The sequence below is a fragment of the Cellulomonas sp. NPDC057328 genome, from assembly GCF_042667215.1.
GTDB lineage: Bacteria > Actinomycetota > Actinomycetes > Actinomycetales > Cellulomonadaceae > Cellulomonas.
The window spans coordinates 1-16,017 of the sequence record NZ_JBHUZW010000014.1 but is presented as its reverse complement, the minus strand read 5'-3'; the positions used below and the strand labels follow the sequence as shown (position 1 = coordinate 16,017).

The following is a 16,017-nucleotide window of genomic DNA, read 5'->3' as shown; positions in this document are numbered from 1 at the left end:
CCACGCACCGACCGCCGCACGGGCACGCCGCGCCCGACGGCGCCGGCACAGGCACGCTGCGCACGGGCCGCGACACGCCCCGCGCGCCGCACGGACGGCACCCCCGGTGCCCGCAGGGAAGGACACGGATGGCACGGCTCGAGGTCCCGGTGCAGCTGCGCTGGTCGGACATGGACGCGTACGGGCACGTCAACAACGTCGAGATGCTGCGCCTCCTCGAGGAGGCACGCATCGAGGCGTTCTGGAGCCACCCCGTCGGCGCGGACGGCACGCGCCCCGACGGTGCGTGGCCGACGGCGGTGCTCGACGCGAGCCCCGGGTCCGGGCTGGCGACGCTCGTCGCCCGGCAGGAGATCGAGTACGTGCGCCCGCTCGCGTACCGGCGGGCGCCCGTCGTCGTCGAGATGTGGATCGGCCACCTCGGGGGCGCGAGCCTCGACGTCTGCTACGAGGTGCGGGACGCCCCCGCGGCGGTGGACACGTCCGCCCCGTACGCGCGTGCCGTCACCACCCTCGTGCTCGTCGACGTCGGCACCGGGGCCCCGCAGCGGATCGCCGCGGAGCAGCGGGCGGCGTGGGAGGCGTTCGTCGAGGAGCCCGTCCGGCTGCGCCGCCGCCGCTGACGGCGCGGGCGCACCGCGCGCGACCACCGCGCGACACGACCCGCGTGGGCCGGGCCGGCCCCGTCAGAGGCGACCGTCCGCGTTCGGCGCCCGGTCCGTCCGTGCGCGCTCGGCGGTCTCCGCGGCGCGCGCGATGTTGCGCTGCATGCCGCCGAAGACCACGCCGTGGAACGGGTACACCGACCACCAGTAGAGCTGCCCGGCGAGCCCGTGCGGGTGGAACAGCGCACGCTGCGCGAACACCGTCGGCGGCCTCGTCCACGCGTCGCCGTCGTCGTGCCCGCCGTCGCCGTGACCCGCGTCGTCGTGCGTCCGGTCCGACGGCTCGACCCGCAGCTCGAGCCACGCGAGCCCGGGCAGGCGCATCTCGGCGCGCAGCCGCAGCAGGCGTCCCGGCTCGAGCGCCTCGACCCGCCAGAAGTCGACGGCGTCGTCGAGCAGGAGCCGGCTCGGGTCGCGGCGCCCGCGGCGCAGGCCGGGACCGCCGACGACCCGGTCCAGGAGACCGCGCACGCGCCACGCGAGCGACCACGAGAACCACCCGCGCTCGCCACCGACGGCCTCGATGACGCGCCACAGCGCCGCGGGGGAGGCGTCGACGTCGACGCGCCGCTCGTCGACGTACAGCGAGCCCCCGGCCCAGTCCGGGTCCGACGGCAGCGGGTCGCTGGGCGCGCCCGGCACGGCGGCCGACGACCACCGCGTGGTGACGCTCGCCTCCCGGATGCGCGTGAGCGCGAGCCGCACGGCGCGGTCGAAGCCGATGAGCCCGCCGGGCGGGTCGGGGACGTACCGGGCGACGTCGTGCTCGTCGCACACGACCTCGTGCACGAGCGACTCCACCAGCGGGCGCGCGAGCCCGCCGGGCACGGGCGTCACCAGCGACACCCAGTGGCTCGACAGCCGCGGCGTGAGCACCGGCACGCCCACGATGACCCGGCGCCGCAGCTCGGCGATCTCCGCGTAGTGCTGCATCATCTCGCGGTACGTGAGGACGTCGGGCCCGCCGATGTCGAAGGCCCGCGACACGTCCGCCGGCATCGCCGCCGACCCGACGAGGTAGCGCAGCACGTCCCGGACCGCGATCGGCTGGATGCGGTTGTCCACCCACGTCGGCACCGTCATCGCGGGCAGCCGCTCGGTGAGGTAGCGCATCATCTCGAACGACGCGGAGCCCGACCCGAGGATCACCGCGGCGCGCAGCACGGTCGTCGGCACGCCCGAGGCGAGCAGGATCTCGCCGACCTCGGTGCGCGACGCCAGGTGCGGCGACAGCTCCTCGCCCTCCGGGTGCAGGCCCCCGAGGTAGACGATCCGGCCGACGCCCGCCTCGCGCGCCGCCTGCGCGAACGTCAGCGCCGTCCGCCGGTCGCGCTGCTCGAAGGACCGCCCCGTGCCGAGGGAGTGGATGAGGTAGTAGGCGACGGACGTGCCGGTCAGGGCCGCCCGGATGTCGTCGAGGTCGGACGCGTCGCCCTCCACGACCTCGACGTCGTCGTACCAGGGGCGTCCGCGGAGCCGGTCGGGGTGCCGGGCGACAGCCCGCACGCGGTAGCCGGCGGCCAGCAGCTCCGGCACGAGGCGCCCGCCGACGTAGCCGGTGACGCCGGTGACGGCCACGAGCGGCGCGTCGGGGCGCGGTCGGCCGTCGGGCCCGGTGCCGGGCACCAGCCCGGCGAGGGTGGTCGCGACCGGCTCGGGGGCGAGGCCCGGCCCGGCGGCGTCGTCGGGCCGGGCGGCGTCGTGGGTCACCCGGGCAGTGTGCGGCCGGTGCACGGGCACCGCACCCGGAGCCCGTGCCGGTCGGCGCCTCCGCCTACCGACCCCTCCGCCTGCCGGCGCCACCGCCCGCCGGCCCGTCCGCCCGCCGTCCCGCCGTCCCGCCGTCCGTCGGCCGGTCAGCCGCCCAGCAGCGCGAGCGTGCGCTTCTCCGCCACCGCCTGCGACCGCGTCGGCGCGATCGTCTCGCCGCGCTCCCACAGCTCGACGACGCGCGGGTCCACGTACGACGCGCGGGCGACCGCCGGCGTGTTGCCCAGCTCCTCCGCGACGGCCTTCACCACGGTCGCGACCACGCGGCGCCGCCCGCGCTCGCTCGTCGGCGGGGGACCCGCCGCGGCGAACCCTCGGGCGGCGAGCACGGTCGCGTGCCACGTGCGGAAGTCCTTCGGCGAGGCGTCACCGAGCCGGTCCTTGACGTACGCGGCGACGTCGCTGCTCGTGACGTCGTGCCAGCCGGCGTCGTCGCGCCACGCCAGCAGCTCGGGGCTGGGGTCGCGGCGGCGCAGCAGCGTGCGGCACAGCTCGGCGACGACCTCGTCCTCGACCACCGTGTCGCGCACCTGCCCCGACTTCGCGGGGAACACGAGGTGCACGGCGCCGGGGTCGGCGTCGTGCGCGGGCGCGAGCACCTGGACGTGCTCGCGGCGCAGGGTCGCGAGCCCGAACGAGCCGTTGCGGCGCGCGTACCCCTCGCCGCCGACGCGCAGGTACGCGAGGTCGAGCAGCCGGAACGCGAGCGCGAGCGCCTTGTCGCGCGGCATGCCCTCGAGCCCGAGGTCCTGCCGGACGCGCCGCCGCGCCGCGGGCAGGCGCCGGGCGACCTCGAGCACGTGGTCGTGCTTGAGCCGCGCCCGCCGCGCGTGCCACTGCTGGTGGTAGAGGTACTGACGGCGCTGCGCGTCGTCGAACCCGGCCGCCTGGATGTGCCCGTTCGGCCACGGGCAGATCCACACGTCCTTCCACGCGGGCGGGATCGCCAGCGTGGTGACGCGCTCGAGGTGCTCGGGGTCGTCGATGCGCCGGCGGTCGGCGTCGAGGTACACGAAGCCGCTGCCGGCCCGGCGTCGCGTCCAGCCGGGCTGGTCGATGCGCACACGTCGGAGCCGGACCATGGCCGGAAGTGTCACCCGGCGCGGGCGCCGGCGCTCGTCGAGGCGTGCACGGGCGTCACGGCGGGTCGTCGACGAACCGGAAGCGCACCCGGGCGTCGTCCGGGTCGACCACGTAGGTGGACCCCGCCGGGGACCACCGCTCCGGCACGAGGAAGAGCCGGCCGTCGCCCTCGGCGAGCAGGCGCAGGCCGCGGTAGCGGAAGCGCTGACCGGTGGCCGTGCCGTCCGGTCCGGCCAGCACGGTCTGCCCGACGACGGGGTCGGCGGGGAACAGCGGCTCGGACGTGTCGACGACCACGGCGGGCAGGCGGGTCAGGTCGCGCGCGAGCGCCTTCGCCTGCCCGAGGCCCGACCACTGCGCGAGCGTCGCCGCGGCCCAGAACACGGACGCGACGACGACGAGGACGAGCACGACGGCGGTGGTGCGCGTGCCGGGCGCCGTACCGCCGCGGGCCGCACCCAGGGCGTCGGCGCCCGCCCACGTGAGCGCCCGCGCGAGCAGCAGCGCCCCGAGCCCCAGCGCGACCGGCGTGACGAGGGCGTACGGCGGCCACCGGCCGACGGCGGGGTAGGCGAGCAGGAGCGCCCCGGCGGCCCCGACCAGCGTCCCGCCCACCGCCCGCAGGGCGCGCTGCCACGCCCGGACGTGCCCCGCACCGGCGTCGCGCGCCCACCGGCGCAGGCGTCCGTCGGCCCACACGAGCGCGGCGGTGAGCAGGAGCAGCCCGAGGGTCGGCACGAGCAGCGGCTGCGGCGCGCGCATGACGTAGTCCTGCGTGGCCATCCCCAGCACGTCGACGTCGACGCCGAAGTACGCCAGCTGCGCGCGGGTGGACACGTACCCGAAGTAGAACAGCAGCGCGCTGACGCCCGTCGCCGGCGCGACGACGGTGCCGAGCACGCTGCCGACCCGCGCCAGCGTCGCGGCGGTGCCGGCCGTCGCCGCGCCGTCGTCGGTGGCGGGCCCGGTCATCACCCCTCCGTGCCGTGTGCGCCCGGACCCGGGTCGTCCGGACCCGCGTCGTCCGGACCCGCGTCGTCCGCCCCCGGCGCCTCGGTGCCCGGCGCCTCCGCGCCGTCACCGCCGTCCCAGGTGTCGGTGCCGGTGCCCGTGCCGTCGCCCGGCTCGGTCGCCGTCGCCGCGCGGGCCGGCGCGTCCAGCCACTGCCACCCCGCGCCGCGGACCGCGTCGCACTGCGCCCGCTCGGTGCACCGCACCGTCGCGTCGAGCGCGACCCGCACGCCCGTCACCTCGGGCGAGGGCGGCGTGACGAGCAGGCTGCAGCTGCCGGCGCCCCCGACCAGCCGGGCACCGGCGCACGGCGGCCGGCCGTCGCAGGGCTCGTCCCGGACGGTGGCGCCGGGATCCTCGACGCGCACGGTGTGGATGTCGACGACGACGCCGTCGGCTTCCGCGTCGGACCAGAAGAGCGGGAAGCACCACGTGCCGTCCTGGTCGAGCGGCGCGTTGCCGCCCACCGGCAGCCCGGCCACCTCGATCGCGATGCCGCCGCCGTCGCCCGGGGCGGCTCCCTCCACGGCGTCGGGGTCCTCCGGCACCACCGGGTCGGCGGTCTCGACGGCGTCCGCGGGGGCGCTCGTGCCCGCCGTGCCGGGCGGCCCGCTCGCACCCGGTGCCTCGGGCCCGCCGGGAGCACCTGCCCCGCAGCCCGCCAGCAGCAGCGCAACGACGGCGGCGGGCAGCGCCCCGCGTCCCCGCGCGCGCGCCCCGCGTCCCGTCCCCGCGACGACCATGACGACCACCGTCCCGTCGGCCCCGGGAGCCGTCCGGCCCCCGCTGGGAGGAGGCGGCGACGGCGTGACGAGATACGCCGGGTCCGTCGGGTCGGCCGGCCCGTCGGGTCGGCGCGCCGTCGGGTCAGTCGGGCAGGCGCACCATGCCCTCCTGGGCGACCGACGCGACGAGCGTGCCGTCGCGGGTGAAGACGCGCGCGGCGCCGAGCCCGCGGCCGCCCTGCGCGCTCGGCGTCGACTGCACGTACAGCAGCCAGTCGTCGACGCGCACGTCGCGGTGCCACCACATCGCGTGGTCGAGGCTCGCCATCGACAGCCCCGGCGTCACCCAGGACCGGCCGGCGCGGCGCAGGACCGGCTCGAGCATCACCTGGTCGCACGCGTAGGCGAGCAGCGCGCGGTGCAGCAGGCGGTCGTCGGGCAGGGGGCGGCGCGAGCGCATCCACACCATCTGGCGGCCGAGCCCGGGGTCGCGGTCGGCGCGCAGGTACAGCGACCCGCCGACGTGCCGCACGTCGAAGGCGGCCTCCTGGGTCCAGAACTTCGCGACGGGGTGGTCGATGCCGCCGAGCTGGTCGAGGGCCGAGACGACGTCCTCGGGCGCGGGCACGTCCGCCGGCATCTCCTCGGCGTAGTCGGTGCCCGGCTGCTCCTCCTGGAACGACGCGATCATCGACAGGATCGGCTGCCCGTCCTGGAGCGCGTGGGTGCGCCGCGCGGTGAACGAGCGCCCGTCGCGCAGCCGCTCGACCGTCAGCGCGATCGGCTTGGTCACGTCGCCGGGGCGCAGGAAGTACCCGTGCAGCGAGTGCGGAAGCCGGTCCGGCGCGACCGTGCGGCCCGCGGCGAGCAGCGCCTGCGCGAGCACCTGGCCGCCGAACACCCGGCCGCCGGGCTGGGCGAGGCTGGTCGCGTGGAAGAGGTCGGGCGTCTCGTCGTCGGCGGCGACGTCGAGGACGCGCAGGACGGCGGCCGTGGGGTCGTCGGTGCCGGTGAGGTCGGTCATGGCGGCGGTGGTCCCGTCAGTCCTCGAACGTGTTGAGCATGGAGAACGCCGCGCGCTCGAGGTAGTCCCACAGCTGCGCCTGGTGCAGCGGGGCCAGGCCGAGGCTGTCGACGGCCGTGCGCATGTGCGCGAGCCAGCGGTCGCGGGCGTCGGGGTTGACCTTGTACGGCGCGTGCCGCATCCGCAGCCGCGGGTGCCCGCGCTGCTCGGAGTAGGTGGTCGGCCCGCCCCAGTACTGCTCGAGGAAGAGGGTGAGGCGCTCGGCGGCGGGGCCGAGGTCCTCCTCGGGGTACATGGGCTTGAGCACCGGGTCCTCGGCGACGCCGCGGTAGAACTCGTCGACGAGCCGCACGAAGGTCGCGTGCCCGCCGACGGCCTCGTAGAAGGAGTCGGCTCTCACGCCGCCCATCCTCACACGCGGGGACCGGCGACCGGCCCGCGCGCACCGGCGCCGCGGCGCACGTCACACGCCTGCCGGGGGCGTGCCGCACGGGGTGCGCGGCGCGCCGGCGGGGCGTGCCCCGTCACAGGCCCAGCTCGTCGAGCACGGGCAGCTCCCGGCGGACGACGGCGCGGGCGTGCTCCGCGCCGGGCGACGTCACCGCCAGCCGGGCGAGGCGGCGGCACTCGTCCCACGTCGTCGCGCCCAGCACCGCCGCGACGTCGGGCAGCGCGCGCGGCGTCATCGACAGCGACGTGACGCCGAGGCCAACGAGGACGACGGCCAGCGCCGGGTCCGCGGCGGCCTCACCGCAGACGCCGACCGGGCGGCCCTGCGCGGCACCGCCCTGCGCGGTCGCCTCGACGAGCCGCAGCACGGCCGGCTGCCACGCGTCGGACAGGCGCGCCACGGCGCCGAGCAGCCGGTCCGCGGCCATCGTGTACTGCGTGAGGTCGTTGGTCCCGACGCTCGCGAAGGCGGCGTGCGCGAGCATCGGCGCCGCGAGGAGGGCGGCGCTCGGCACCTCGACCATGATCCCCGCGGTGCCCAGCCCGTGCCGCGCGCACGCGGCGACGAACGTCTCGGTCTCGTCCACGGTGGCGACCATCGGCGCCATCACCCACGTCGTCGTGCCGGGGTGCCCCGCGGCGGCCCGCGCGATCGCCGTCAGCTGGTCCTCGAGCACCTGCGGGTGCGTCTCGGCGACGCGCAGCCCGCGCACGCCGAGGGCGGGATTCGCCTCGGGGGCCGCGTGCAGGAAGGGCAGCGGCTTGTCGGCTCCCGCGTCGAGCGTGCGGACGACGACCTTGCGCCCCTCGAACGCGGCCAGCACCCGCCCGTAGGCCGCGACCTGCTCGTCCACGGTCGGCGCCTCCGTCCGGTCGAGGAACGCGAACTCGGTGCGGAACAGCCCCACGCCCTGGGCGCCGGAGGCGGCCGCGGCCTCGGCCTCCGCGGGGTCGCCGACGTTCGCGAGCAGCTCGACGCGCCGCCCGTCGGCGGTGCGGCCGTCCCCGTCGAAGGTGCGGACGGCCGCCGCGAGCGCCCGCACGCGCTCGACCGCGTCGGCCGGCGGGTCGAGTGTGACGGTCCCGGACGCGCCGTCGACGAGGAGCGTCGTCCCCTCCGCGACGTCCGCGGCCCCGGCGGCCGCGACGACGGCGGGGATGCCCCGCGCGCGGGCGAGGATCGCGGTGTGCGACGTCGGGCCGCCGGCCGCCGTGACGACGGCGAGCACGCGCGCCGGGTCGAGCGTCGCGGTGAGGGCGGGCGCGAGGTCGTGCGCGACGAGCACGTACGGGTGCGGACGGGCCGGCAGGCCGGGTGCCGGGCGGCCGGTGAGGCGGGCGACGAGCCGGTCGCGGACGTCGACGATGTCGCGGACGCGCTCCGCCATGTACCCGCCGAGCTCGGCGAGCTGCGCGGCCACCGCGTCGGCGGCCTCCCACACGGCGCGCTCCGGCACCAGGTGCTCGGCGCGGACCCGCTCCTGCGCGTCCGCGACGAGCGACGGGTCGGCCGCCATCGCGGCGGTCGCGAACAGCAGGGCGGCGCTCGCGCCGTCGGCGGCCTCCGCGGCGGCGTCGAGCTCCGCGCGCACGGCGTCCGCGGCGGCGGCGACGCGGGCCGCCGCGGCCTCCGTGTCGGCGCCCGGTGGCAGGCGGCGTCCGGCGGGCGGCTCGGCGACGGGGTCGGGCAGGTGCGCCGCGGGTGCGACCGCCCGGCCCGGGCTCACGCCGATGCCGGTGACGACGGACGTGCTGCCCACGCGTGCCTCCTCGCTGCTCACCGCGGTGCGCCGGCCGGCGGGCGGGGCCCGGGTGCGGCGGCGCACCGCACCGACGGCGGCGTCGGTGCGTGGGCAGTCTGTCGCGGACGGCCCCCGACGTGCCAGCGCCGACACGCGGGCCGCCCCGCCGCAGGGGCGGCGGACCACACGGCGCGGCGCCGCGCCACGGACGAAGGACCGGACCGGTGGGTGCACGCCCGGCGACGGCGGTAGCCTGGGACAGCACGCACGTGACGTGCGCCCGCGCCGAGGCGGTGCGCGGGACGTGCGGCACGCGACGACCCGTGGGGAGAACCACTTGAGCAAGGCACAGCAGATCCTGGCCGCCCTGGGCGGGGAGACCAACGTGGTCGACCTCGAGCCCTGCATCACGCGGCTGCGGGTCGAGGTGGGCGACGCGGAGCTGGTCGACGAGGCCGCGCTCAAGGCGAGCGGCGCCTTCGGCGTCGTGCGCTCCGGCCACGTCGTGCAGGTCATCGTCGGCCCGGAGGCCGACAACCTCGCGGCCGAGCTCGACACGCTGCGCTGACCGGCCCGGCCCGGACGACCGTGCCCCGGACGACGGCGTGACCACCCTCCGGCTGGTCAGCCCCGTGCCGGGGCTCGTGCGCGCCATGGCGGACGTGCCCGACCCGGTCTTCGCCGAGGAGATGGTCGGCCCCGGCGTCGCGGTGGAGCCCGACGCGGTCGCCCGGATGGACGTGGTCTCCCCGTGCGACGGCGTCGTCGGGTCGCTGCACCCCCACGCCGTGGCGCTCGAGCTCGGTGACGAGCGCGCGGTGCTCGTGCACGTCGGCATCGACACCGTCGGCCTCGCCGGCGCGGGCTTCACGCTGCACGTCGAGCGCGGGCAGCACGTGCGCACGGGCGACCGCCTGCTGACGTGGTCACCGGTCGACGTCGCCGCCGCGGGCCTCGCGACCGTGTGCCCGCTCGTCGTCCTGCAGGGCGACCCCGCGACGCTGACGCGCCTCGTCGACGACGGCGCCCGCGTCGAGGCCGGCGCGCCCCTCCTCGACTGGACGCCCGCGGGCTGACCCGCCCGCACGGTCCCACCCGCCGCCGGACGGGACCGTGCGCCGGCGCGTCAGGCGCCGCGCTGCCGGTCGGGGTCGGGGTGCACGGCGTCGTGGATCGGCGTGTCGTGCGGGTCGCGGTCCTCCTGCACGGCCGCGGGGTCGGCCGCGGGGCGCCCGCCGCCCTCGGGCGGCGCCACCGCGTCGGGTGCCGTCGCGTCGGGTGCCGCTTCGTCGGGCGCCGCGGCGTCCCCCGCGGGCGCGGCCCCGCCGTCCGCCTCCGCCCGGTGCGCCGCCAGCAGGTCCCGCTGACCGCCGAGCGGGATGCCCGCCTCGGCGAGCCGGCGCCGCACGGACGCGCGCAGGTGCCGGCCGACCTCCCAGTGCTTGCCCGGCTCCGTCCGCACGCTCAGCTTCACGGTGACGGCCTCGGCGCTCAGCCGCTCGGCGCCCGTGACCGTCGCCGAGCCCTGCACGAACGCGCCGACCACCGGCTCGGCGGCCACCTCGGCCGCGGCCTGCTCGAGCACGCCGCGGACCTCGTCGAGGTCCGCGAAGTAGTCGACGTCGAGCTCGACGGTCGCGGTGCCGAAGCCCTGCGTCTTGTTGCCGACCCGCAGCATCGACCCGTTCGGCACGTACCAGAGGGTGCCGTCACCGTCGCGCACCTTCGTCACGCGCAGCCCGACCGCCTCGACCGTGCCGGTGGCGGGGCCCACGTCGACGACGTCGCCGACGCCGTACTGGTCCTCCAGCAGCATGAACAGGCCCGAGAGGAAGTCCTTGACGAGGGCCTGCGCGCCGAAGCCGACCGCGACGCCCACGATCCCGGCCGACGCGATGAGCGGCGCGATGTTCACGCCGAGGGCGTCGAGCACGAGGACGACGGTGATGGACCCGACCACGATCGACGCCGTCGAGCGCAGCACGGAGCCGATCGTGCGGGCCCGCTGCGCCCGGCGTGCGGCGGCGACGGGGTTCGCGCGCTGCAGCACGGAGCGCACCTCGGTGCCGCCGAGCGGTTTCAGCACGCCGCGCTCGAGCAGGGAGTCGCCCTTCGCGATGTGGTTGGTGACGGAGGTGACGAACCGGCGCAGCACCGCGAGCACGAGCGCGCCGATCAGCAGGATCAGCACGATCCGCAGCGGCAGGCCCACGAACCAGCTCCAGAAGGCGTCCCACCACGCGACCGGGTTGAACCGCTCGTCGGGCGGCGGCACGTCGGGCAGGAGCGTGCTGCGGTCCGTCGGCTCGGCGGTCGACGTCGGCGCGGGCGTGGCGGTCGCGGCCCGCAGGGGTGCGGCCCTCACGCGGCCCCCTCCGCGTCGGCGTCGCCCGCGAGCGACGTGAGCAGCCCCGTCCGGTCGGCGACGAACTGCAGCTGCTCGACCGACAGCCCGATGGTGCGCGACAGCGCGCGCCCGCCGTGCCCGACGCCGACCTCGCGTCGCACGAGCACGGGCCGCTCGTCGGAGTCCGCGGACGTCGCCGCCTGCAGCGCCGCCCCGAGCTTGCGCGCGTGCAGCGGGTCGACGCGGGTGTCGCCCTCGAAGACCGTGAACAGCACGGCCGGGTACGCGGTGCCGTCCACGACGCGGTGGTACGGCGAGTAGCCGAGCAGCCAGTCGAGCTCCTCGGGCACGCCCGCGTCGCCGTACTCCTCGGTCCACGTGACGCCCAGGCCGAAGCGCTGGTAGCGCACCATGTCGAGCAGCGGCGCGGAGCACACGGCGGCCGCCCACAGGTCCGGGCGCTGCGTCACGGCCGCGCCGACGAGCAGGCCGCCGTTCGAGCCGCCCCACACGGCGAGCCGGTCGGTCGTGGTCCAGCCGTCCGCGACGAGGTGCTCGGCGACCGCGAACAGGTCGTCGAACACGTTCTGCTTGGCGCCGCGCATGCCGGCGCGGTGCCACTCCTCGCCCTCCTCGCCGCCGCCGCGCAGGTTCGCGACGACGTAGACGCCGCCGGCCTCCACCCACGCCAGCGTGCTCGCCGAGTAGGCGGGGTCGAGCGAGATCTGGAAGCCGCCGTACCCGTAGAGCACGGTCGGGGCGGGGGCGAGCGGGCGGCCGTCGGCGTCGAGCCGGTCGGCGCGCGCGAGCACGAACGCGCGCACGGTCGTCCCGTCGGCGCTCGTCACCTCCACCTGCCGCGCCCGCACGTCGGGCAGGTCCGGGACGGCGCCCGGCGGCGTCGCCCACACGGTCAGCTCACCGGTGGTGGCGTCGAAGCGGTGCACGCGCGGCACCGTCACGTTGTCCGTGTAGGAGAACCACAGGGACGTGCCGCCGTCGGGACGCGTGACGAGGCCGGACACCGAGCCGAGGCCCGGCAGCGCGAGGCGTCCGGCGTCGCCGGGGTGCCGCGCACCCGTCGCGGGGTCGTGCAGCGTCACCTCGCTCACGGCGTGCCGGCGCCACGACGCGACCAGCAGCGTCGGGGTCGTGTCGTCGCCGCCGCCGTCCAGCAGCGCGACGTCCTCGAGCACCGCCTCGTCGTCCTGCGCCACCAGCGTGGTCCAGTGCGCGACGCCCGGGGTGGTGGGGTCCGTGACGCACACGCGCCCGCGCGGCGCGTCGAGGTCGGTGTGCACGTACAGGCGGCCGTCACGGCCCACCCACGCCCCGACCTCGGCGTCCAGGCCGACGGCGACCTCGGTGAACGCGGGTGCCTCGGCCCCGCCGGCGGCCGTGAGGTCCGCGATCCACACGTCGGTGCGCGGCGCCGTCCCCGCGGACGCCGAGACGATCAGCCAGCGCCCGTCCCGGCTCACGGACACCCCGTAGTAGTTCGTCATGTCGAGGCCGGCGCCGAAGACCTCGACGTCCTGCTCGGGCGACGTGCCGACGCGGTGCAGCCAGACGCGCCGGTGGTACTGCTGCTCGTCGGCGGGCAGCAGCGCGGGCGCGAGGCGGCGGACGTAGTAGAACGCCTCGCCGCCGGGCAGCCACGCGACGGGGGAGTAGCGCGCGCGGTCCACCGGCCCGTCGACGAGCTCGCCCGTCGCGACGTCCAGCACGTGCAGCACGCTCTCCTCGGTGCCGCCCGAGGAGACCTGGTACGCGAGCAGGTCGCCCTCCTTGGACGGCTGCCACGCGTCGAGCGTCGTCGTGCCGGCCGGGTCCAGCGCGAGGGGGTCGACGAGGACGCGCTCGCGCTCGCCGCCGGCGCCGTCCGGCTCGACCACCACGACGACGGCGTGCTCCTGGTCGCCCGCCCGGCGCGAGACGAACCGGCGCGCGCCGCGCCACGCGGGCGCGCTGACGAAGCCGGCGCCGAGGAGCGCGCCCAGCCGGTCGCGCAGCGCGTCGCCCGCGAACGGCCCGGTCGCCGCGGCGCCCACGACCCGCGCGCGGTACGCGGCGTACAGCGCGTCCTGCGCCGCCGACCACGCCTGCGTCGCGGGGTCCTGCGGGTCCTCGAGGCGGCGGTACGGGTCGGCGACGCGCCGCCCGTGGAGGTCCTCGACGAGGTCCTCCCGCGGCACGGGCGGATAGGTCAGGTGGTGCGGCGCGGCGGCGCTCGGCAAGGCGTCGGTCATGGTCCGACAGGCTACGGACCGAAGGTCCGCGTCCGCGTCCGGGGCGCGCGAGGTCGCGGGACGTGTGCCACCTCGCGGGCTGCGGCCCGCGACGTCGCGACCGACCCGCGACCTCGTGCGGTCGACCGCGGACGCCCTACCCCCGCTGTCCGGGCAGGTCACGGACCTGCGTGGCAGGATCGACGCGTGCCCGAGCAGCCCGACCGCCCCTCCGACGACCTGCTGCGCCTCGCGGAGGCGTACGACATCGTCGCCCGCTACCAGGGCCACGACGGCGAGCAGCACGAGTCGAGCGCGCACACGCTGCGCGCCGTGCTCGCCGCGCTCGGCGTCGACGCGTCGTCGCCCGAGCGCATCGCGCTGGCCCTCGCGCACGTCGAGAACACGCCGTGGCGGCGCGCGCTGCCGCCGGTGGTCGTGGTGCGGCAGGGACGCACCGCGCAGGTGCCCGTGCACGTGACGCACGGTGACCCCGTGGACGTGTGGCTCGAGCTCGACCCCGAGGTCGGCGGCGGCCGGCGCGAGATCGTGCAGGCCGACGTCTACGTCGAGCCGAGGACCGTCGACGGGCGACTCGTCGGGCGCGCCACCTTCGAGCTGCCGGCGGACCTGCCGCTCGGGTGGCACGAGATCCGCGCCGAGGGCCCGAGCGCGCACGCGCACAGCCCCGTCGTCGTGACGCCCGACCGCCTCGAGCTGCCCGAGCAGCTGCGGGACGGCGGTCGCGCCTGGGGCCTCATGGCGCAGCTGTACTCGGTGCGCTCGCGGGCGTCGTGGGGCGTCGGCGACCTCGCGGACCTCGCCGACCTCGGCTGGCTCGCGGGCCGGCACGGCGCCGACTTCCTGCTCATCAACCCGCTGCACGCCGCCGAGCCGGTCGAGCCGCTCACCCCCAGCCCGTACCTGCCGACGACGCGTCGGTTCGTCAACCCGCTGTACGTCCGCGTGGAGGACGTGCGCGAGACCGCGTACCTGTCGGCCGCGGACCGCGCGCTCGTCGAGTGGGCCGGCGAGCCGGTCCTGCCGCTCGACACCGACCCCGGGCCGATCGACCGTGACGCCGCGTGGGCGGCCAAGCGCGCCGCCCTCGAGGTGGTGTTCGCGCAGCCCCGCTCGGCCGCGCGGCAGGCCGCGTTCGACGCGTTCGTCGAGGAGCAGGGCGAGGGGCTGCGCACCTTCGCGCTGTGGTGCGCGCTCGTCGAGCGGCACGGCTCCCCGGAGTCGTGGCCGGCGGCGCTGCACGACCCGTGGTCGGACGAGGTCGTCGCCGCGGCGGTCGAGCTCGCGGACCGCGTGCGGTTCTGGTCGTGGCTGCAGTGGGTCGCCGACGAGCAGCTCGGCCACGCGCAGCAGGCCGCCCTCGACGGCGGCATGACGCTCGGGATCATGCACGACCTCGCGGTGGGCGTGCACCCCGTCGGCGCGGACTCGTGGGCACTGCGCGACGTCCTCGCGACCGGCGCCTCCGTGGGTGCCCCGCCGGACATGTACAACCAGCAGGGGCAGGACTGGTCCCAGCCGCCGTGGCACCCGACCGAGCTGGCGCGCGCCGCGTACCGGCCGTACCGGGACATGCTGCGGACGGTGCTGCGGCACGCGGGCGCGATCCGCATCGACCACGTCATCGGCCTCTTCCGGCTGTGGTGGGTGCCGGAGGGCAACGGCGCCGCCGAGGGCGCGTACGTGCGCTACGACCACGAGGCGCTCGTCGGGATCCTCGCGCTCGAGGCGCAGCGCGCCGGCGCGGTCGTCATCGGCGAGGACCTCGGCACCGTCGAGCCGTGGGTGCGCGACTACCTCGCGGAGCGCGGCGTGCTCGGCACGTCCGTCCTGTGGTTCGAGCAGACGCCCGACGGCCCGCTGCCGCCGGAGCGGTACCGCCGCGAGGTGCTCGCGACCGTGACCACGCACGACCTGCCGCCCACCGCGGGGTACCTCGCCGGGGAGCACGTGCAGCTGCGCGACCGGCTCGGGCTGCTCACCAAGCCGCTGCGCGAGGTGCAGGCCGAGGCCGTCGCGGAGCGCGACCGCATGCTCGACGCGCTGCGCGAGCGGGGCGTCCTCGGCGCCGACCCGTCCGAGCGCGAGGTCGTCGAGGCGCTGCACCGGTGGGTGCTCGCGACGCCGTCCGTGCTGGTGGGCGTCTCGCTCGCCGACGCGGTGGGGGAGCGGCGCGCGCAGAACCAGCCCGGCACCGACCAGGAGTACCCGAACTGGAAGGTGCCGCTCGCCGACGGCACCGGCACGGTGGTGCTCCTCGAGGACCTGATGACCAGCCCGCGGCTCGCGTCGCTCGCGCGCGTCATGAACGAGGGATGACGCCGGGTCCGGTGCCCACGGCGCCGGACCCGCTGCCGCGCCGCGTGCGCGTGGTGGGCAACTCCGGCGCGGGCAAGACGACGTACGCGCGGGCCCTCGCCCGTGCGCTCGACGTCCCGCACGTGGAGCTCGACGACGTGTTCTGGGCGCCCGGCTGGGTGCACCGCGACGCCGCGGAGGGCCGCGCCGACCTCGCCGGCCGGCTCGCGGGCGCGCCCGGCTGGGTCGTCGACGGCAGCTGGCAGTCGAGGCTCGGCGGCATGCTCGACGACGCCGACACCGTCGTGTGGCTCGACTACCCGCGGCGCACGGTCATGGCGCGCGTCGTGCGCCGCACGCTGCGCCGCGGCGTCACCCGGCAGGAGCTGTGGCACGGCAACCGCGAGCGGCTGGTGAACCTGCTGCGCCGCGACCCGGAGCAGAACATCGTCCGCTGGGCGTGGACGATGCACGACGCCTACCGGGAGAGGTACGCGGCGCTTGCCGCCGCCGGGACGACGCGGGTCGTGCGGCTCGGCTCGCCCCGGGAGGCGGCGGCCTTCCTCCGTGCGGTGACGGACGCCGGCTGACGCCCGCACGGGCCGTCCGGTCACGCGGGATCGCACCGACGCGCCGAGGGGCGACGCGCCGTG

At 77.4% G+C, this 16,017-nt stretch carries 14 protein-coding genes; 5 read left to right on the top strand and 9 right to left on the bottom strand.

The window, feature by feature from the left end:
• The first annotated feature begins 128 nt into the window (after nt 1-128).
• Complete coding sequence (locus ACFUMH_RS04485; protein WP_378201035.1) at nt 129-623, top strand: acyl-CoA thioesterase; 495 nt, start codon at nt 129-131, stop codon at nt 621-623.
• A 63-nt stretch (nt 624-686) separates the two neighbouring features.
• Here ACFUMH_RS04485 and ACFUMH_RS04480 read toward each other — a convergent pair whose 3' ends face one another.
• The 7 genes from ACFUMH_RS04480 to ptsP all read right to left on the bottom strand — a co-directional run bounded on the left by ACFUMH_RS04480 (nt 687) and on the right by ptsP (nt 8,488).
• Nucleotides 687-2,375 carry an SDR family oxidoreductase gene (locus tag ACFUMH_RS04480; RefSeq protein WP_378201032.1) on the bottom strand — a complete coding sequence of 563 codons (1,689 nt, stop codon included), beginning with the start codon at nt 2,373-2,375 and terminating at the stop codon, nt 687-689.
• Between the two features lie 146 nt (nt 2,376-2,521).
• Entirely contained in the window at nt 2,522-3,517 is a 996-nt protein-coding gene (locus tag ACFUMH_RS04475) for a DNA topoisomerase IB (protein WP_378201029.1), read from the bottom strand.
• 55 nt (nt 3,518-3,572) lie between these two features.
• On the bottom strand, nt 3,573-4,490 hold the full coding sequence (locus tag ACFUMH_RS04470; RefSeq protein WP_378201026.1) for a hypothetical protein: 918 nt from the start codon (nt 4,488-4,490) through the stop codon (nt 3,573-3,575).
• Nucleotides 4,490-5,272: a hypothetical protein gene (locus ACFUMH_RS04465; RefSeq protein ID WP_378201023.1), complete on the bottom strand. Its 783-nt coding sequence runs from the start codon at nt 5,270-5,272 to the stop codon at nt 4,490-4,492. The genes ACFUMH_RS04470 and ACFUMH_RS04465 overlap by 1 nt, the downstream gene beginning before the upstream one ends.
• 124 nt (nt 5,273-5,396) lie before the next feature.
• Nucleotides 5,397-6,278 carry an acyl-CoA thioesterase gene (locus ACFUMH_RS04460; protein ID WP_378201020.1) on the bottom strand — a complete coding sequence of 294 codons (882 nt, stop codon included), beginning with the start codon at nt 6,276-6,278 and terminating at the stop codon, nt 5,397-5,399.
• A 16-nt stretch (nt 6,279-6,294) separates the two neighbouring features.
• Nucleotides 6,295-6,678, bottom strand: a complete 384-nt coding sequence (locus tag ACFUMH_RS04455) for a globin (RefSeq protein ID WP_378201017.1) — start codon at nt 6,676-6,678, stop codon at nt 6,295-6,297.
• A 124-nt stretch (nt 6,679-6,802) separates the two neighbouring features.
• The gene (gene ptsP / locus ACFUMH_RS04450; RefSeq protein WP_378201014.1) at nt 6,803-8,488 is read right to left on the bottom strand and encodes a phosphoenolpyruvate--protein phosphotransferase; all 1,686 of its coding nucleotides are present in this window, start codon (nt 8,486-8,488) and stop codon (nt 6,803-6,805) included.
• Here ptsP and ACFUMH_RS04445 point away from each other — a divergent pair.
• Together ACFUMH_RS04445 and ACFUMH_RS04440 are read left to right on the top strand one after the other, a co-directional pair.
• On the top strand, nt 8,460-9,038 hold the full coding sequence (locus tag ACFUMH_RS04445; RefSeq protein WP_378201011.1) for a glucose PTS transporter subunit EIIB: 579 nt from the start codon (nt 8,460-8,462) through the stop codon (nt 9,036-9,038). The two genes, ptsP and ACFUMH_RS04445, sit on opposite strands and share 29 nt — an antisense overlap.
• 37 nt (nt 9,039-9,075) lie before the next feature.
• A complete protein-coding gene (locus tag ACFUMH_RS04440; RefSeq protein ID WP_378201008.1) occupies nt 9,076-9,546 on the top strand; it encodes a PTS glucose transporter subunit IIA in 471 nt (156 codons plus the stop codon).
• A 50-nt stretch (nt 9,547-9,596) separates the two neighbouring features.
• On the opposite strand, the gene ACFUMH_RS04435 is transcribed toward ACFUMH_RS04440, so the two are convergent.
• Nucleotides 9,597-10,835 carry a mechanosensitive ion channel family protein gene (locus tag ACFUMH_RS04435; RefSeq protein ID WP_378201005.1) on the bottom strand — a complete coding sequence of 413 codons (1,239 nt, stop codon included), beginning with the start codon at nt 10,833-10,835 and terminating at the stop codon, nt 9,597-9,599.
• Nucleotides 10,832-13,066: a prolyl oligopeptidase family protein gene (locus ACFUMH_RS04430; RefSeq protein WP_378201002.1), complete on the bottom strand. Its 2,235-nt coding sequence runs from the start codon at nt 13,064-13,066 to the stop codon at nt 10,832-10,834. Before ACFUMH_RS04430 ends, ACFUMH_RS04435 begins: the two co-directional genes overlap by 4 nt.
• A gap of 186 nt (nt 13,067-13,252) precedes the next feature.
• Between ACFUMH_RS04430 and malQ the strand changes: the two genes are divergently transcribed.
• Together malQ and ACFUMH_RS04420 are read left to right on the top strand one after the other, a co-directional pair.
• Nucleotides 13,253-15,385, top strand: a complete 2,133-nt coding sequence (gene malQ / locus ACFUMH_RS04425; protein ID WP_378200999.1) for a 4-alpha-glucanotransferase — start codon at nt 13,253-13,255, stop codon at nt 15,383-15,385.
• Entirely contained in the window at nt 15,382-15,954 is a 573-nt protein-coding gene (locus ACFUMH_RS04420) for a toxin (protein WP_378200997.1), read from the top strand. Before malQ ends, ACFUMH_RS04420 begins: the two co-directional genes overlap by 4 nt.
• Nucleotides 15,955-16,017: the final 63 nt, after the last annotated feature.

Coding starts and splice junctions, on each gene's coding strand:
- ACFUMH_RS04420 (WP_378200997.1), top strand. CDS start 15,382: ATGACGCCGGGTCCGGTGCCCACGGCGCCGGACCCGCTGCCGCGCCGC.
- ACFUMH_RS04445 (WP_378201011.1), top strand. CDS start 8,460: ATGCCGGTGACGACGGACGTGCTGCCCACGCGTGCCTCCTCGCTGCTC.
- ACFUMH_RS04430 (WP_378201002.1), bottom strand. CDS start 13,066: ATGACCGACGCCTTGCCGAGCGCCGCCGCGCCGCACCACCTGACCTAT.
- ACFUMH_RS04475 (WP_378201029.1), bottom strand. CDS start 3,517: ATGGTCCGGCTCCGACGTGTGCGCATCGACCAGCCCGGCTGGACGCGA.
- ACFUMH_RS04460 (WP_378201020.1), bottom strand. CDS start 6,278: ATGACCGACCTCACCGGCACCGACGACCCCACGGCCGCCGTCCTGCGC.
- ACFUMH_RS04485 (WP_378201035.1), top strand. CDS start 129: ATGGCACGGCTCGAGGTCCCGGTGCAGCTGCGCTGGTCGGACATGGAC.
- ACFUMH_RS04465 (WP_378201023.1), bottom strand. CDS start 5,272: ATGGTCGTCGCGGGGACGGGACGCGGGGCGCGCGCGCGGGGACGCGGG.
- ACFUMH_RS04470 (WP_378201026.1), bottom strand. CDS start 4,490: ATGACCGGGCCCGCCACCGACGACGGCGCGGCGACGGCCGGCACCGCC.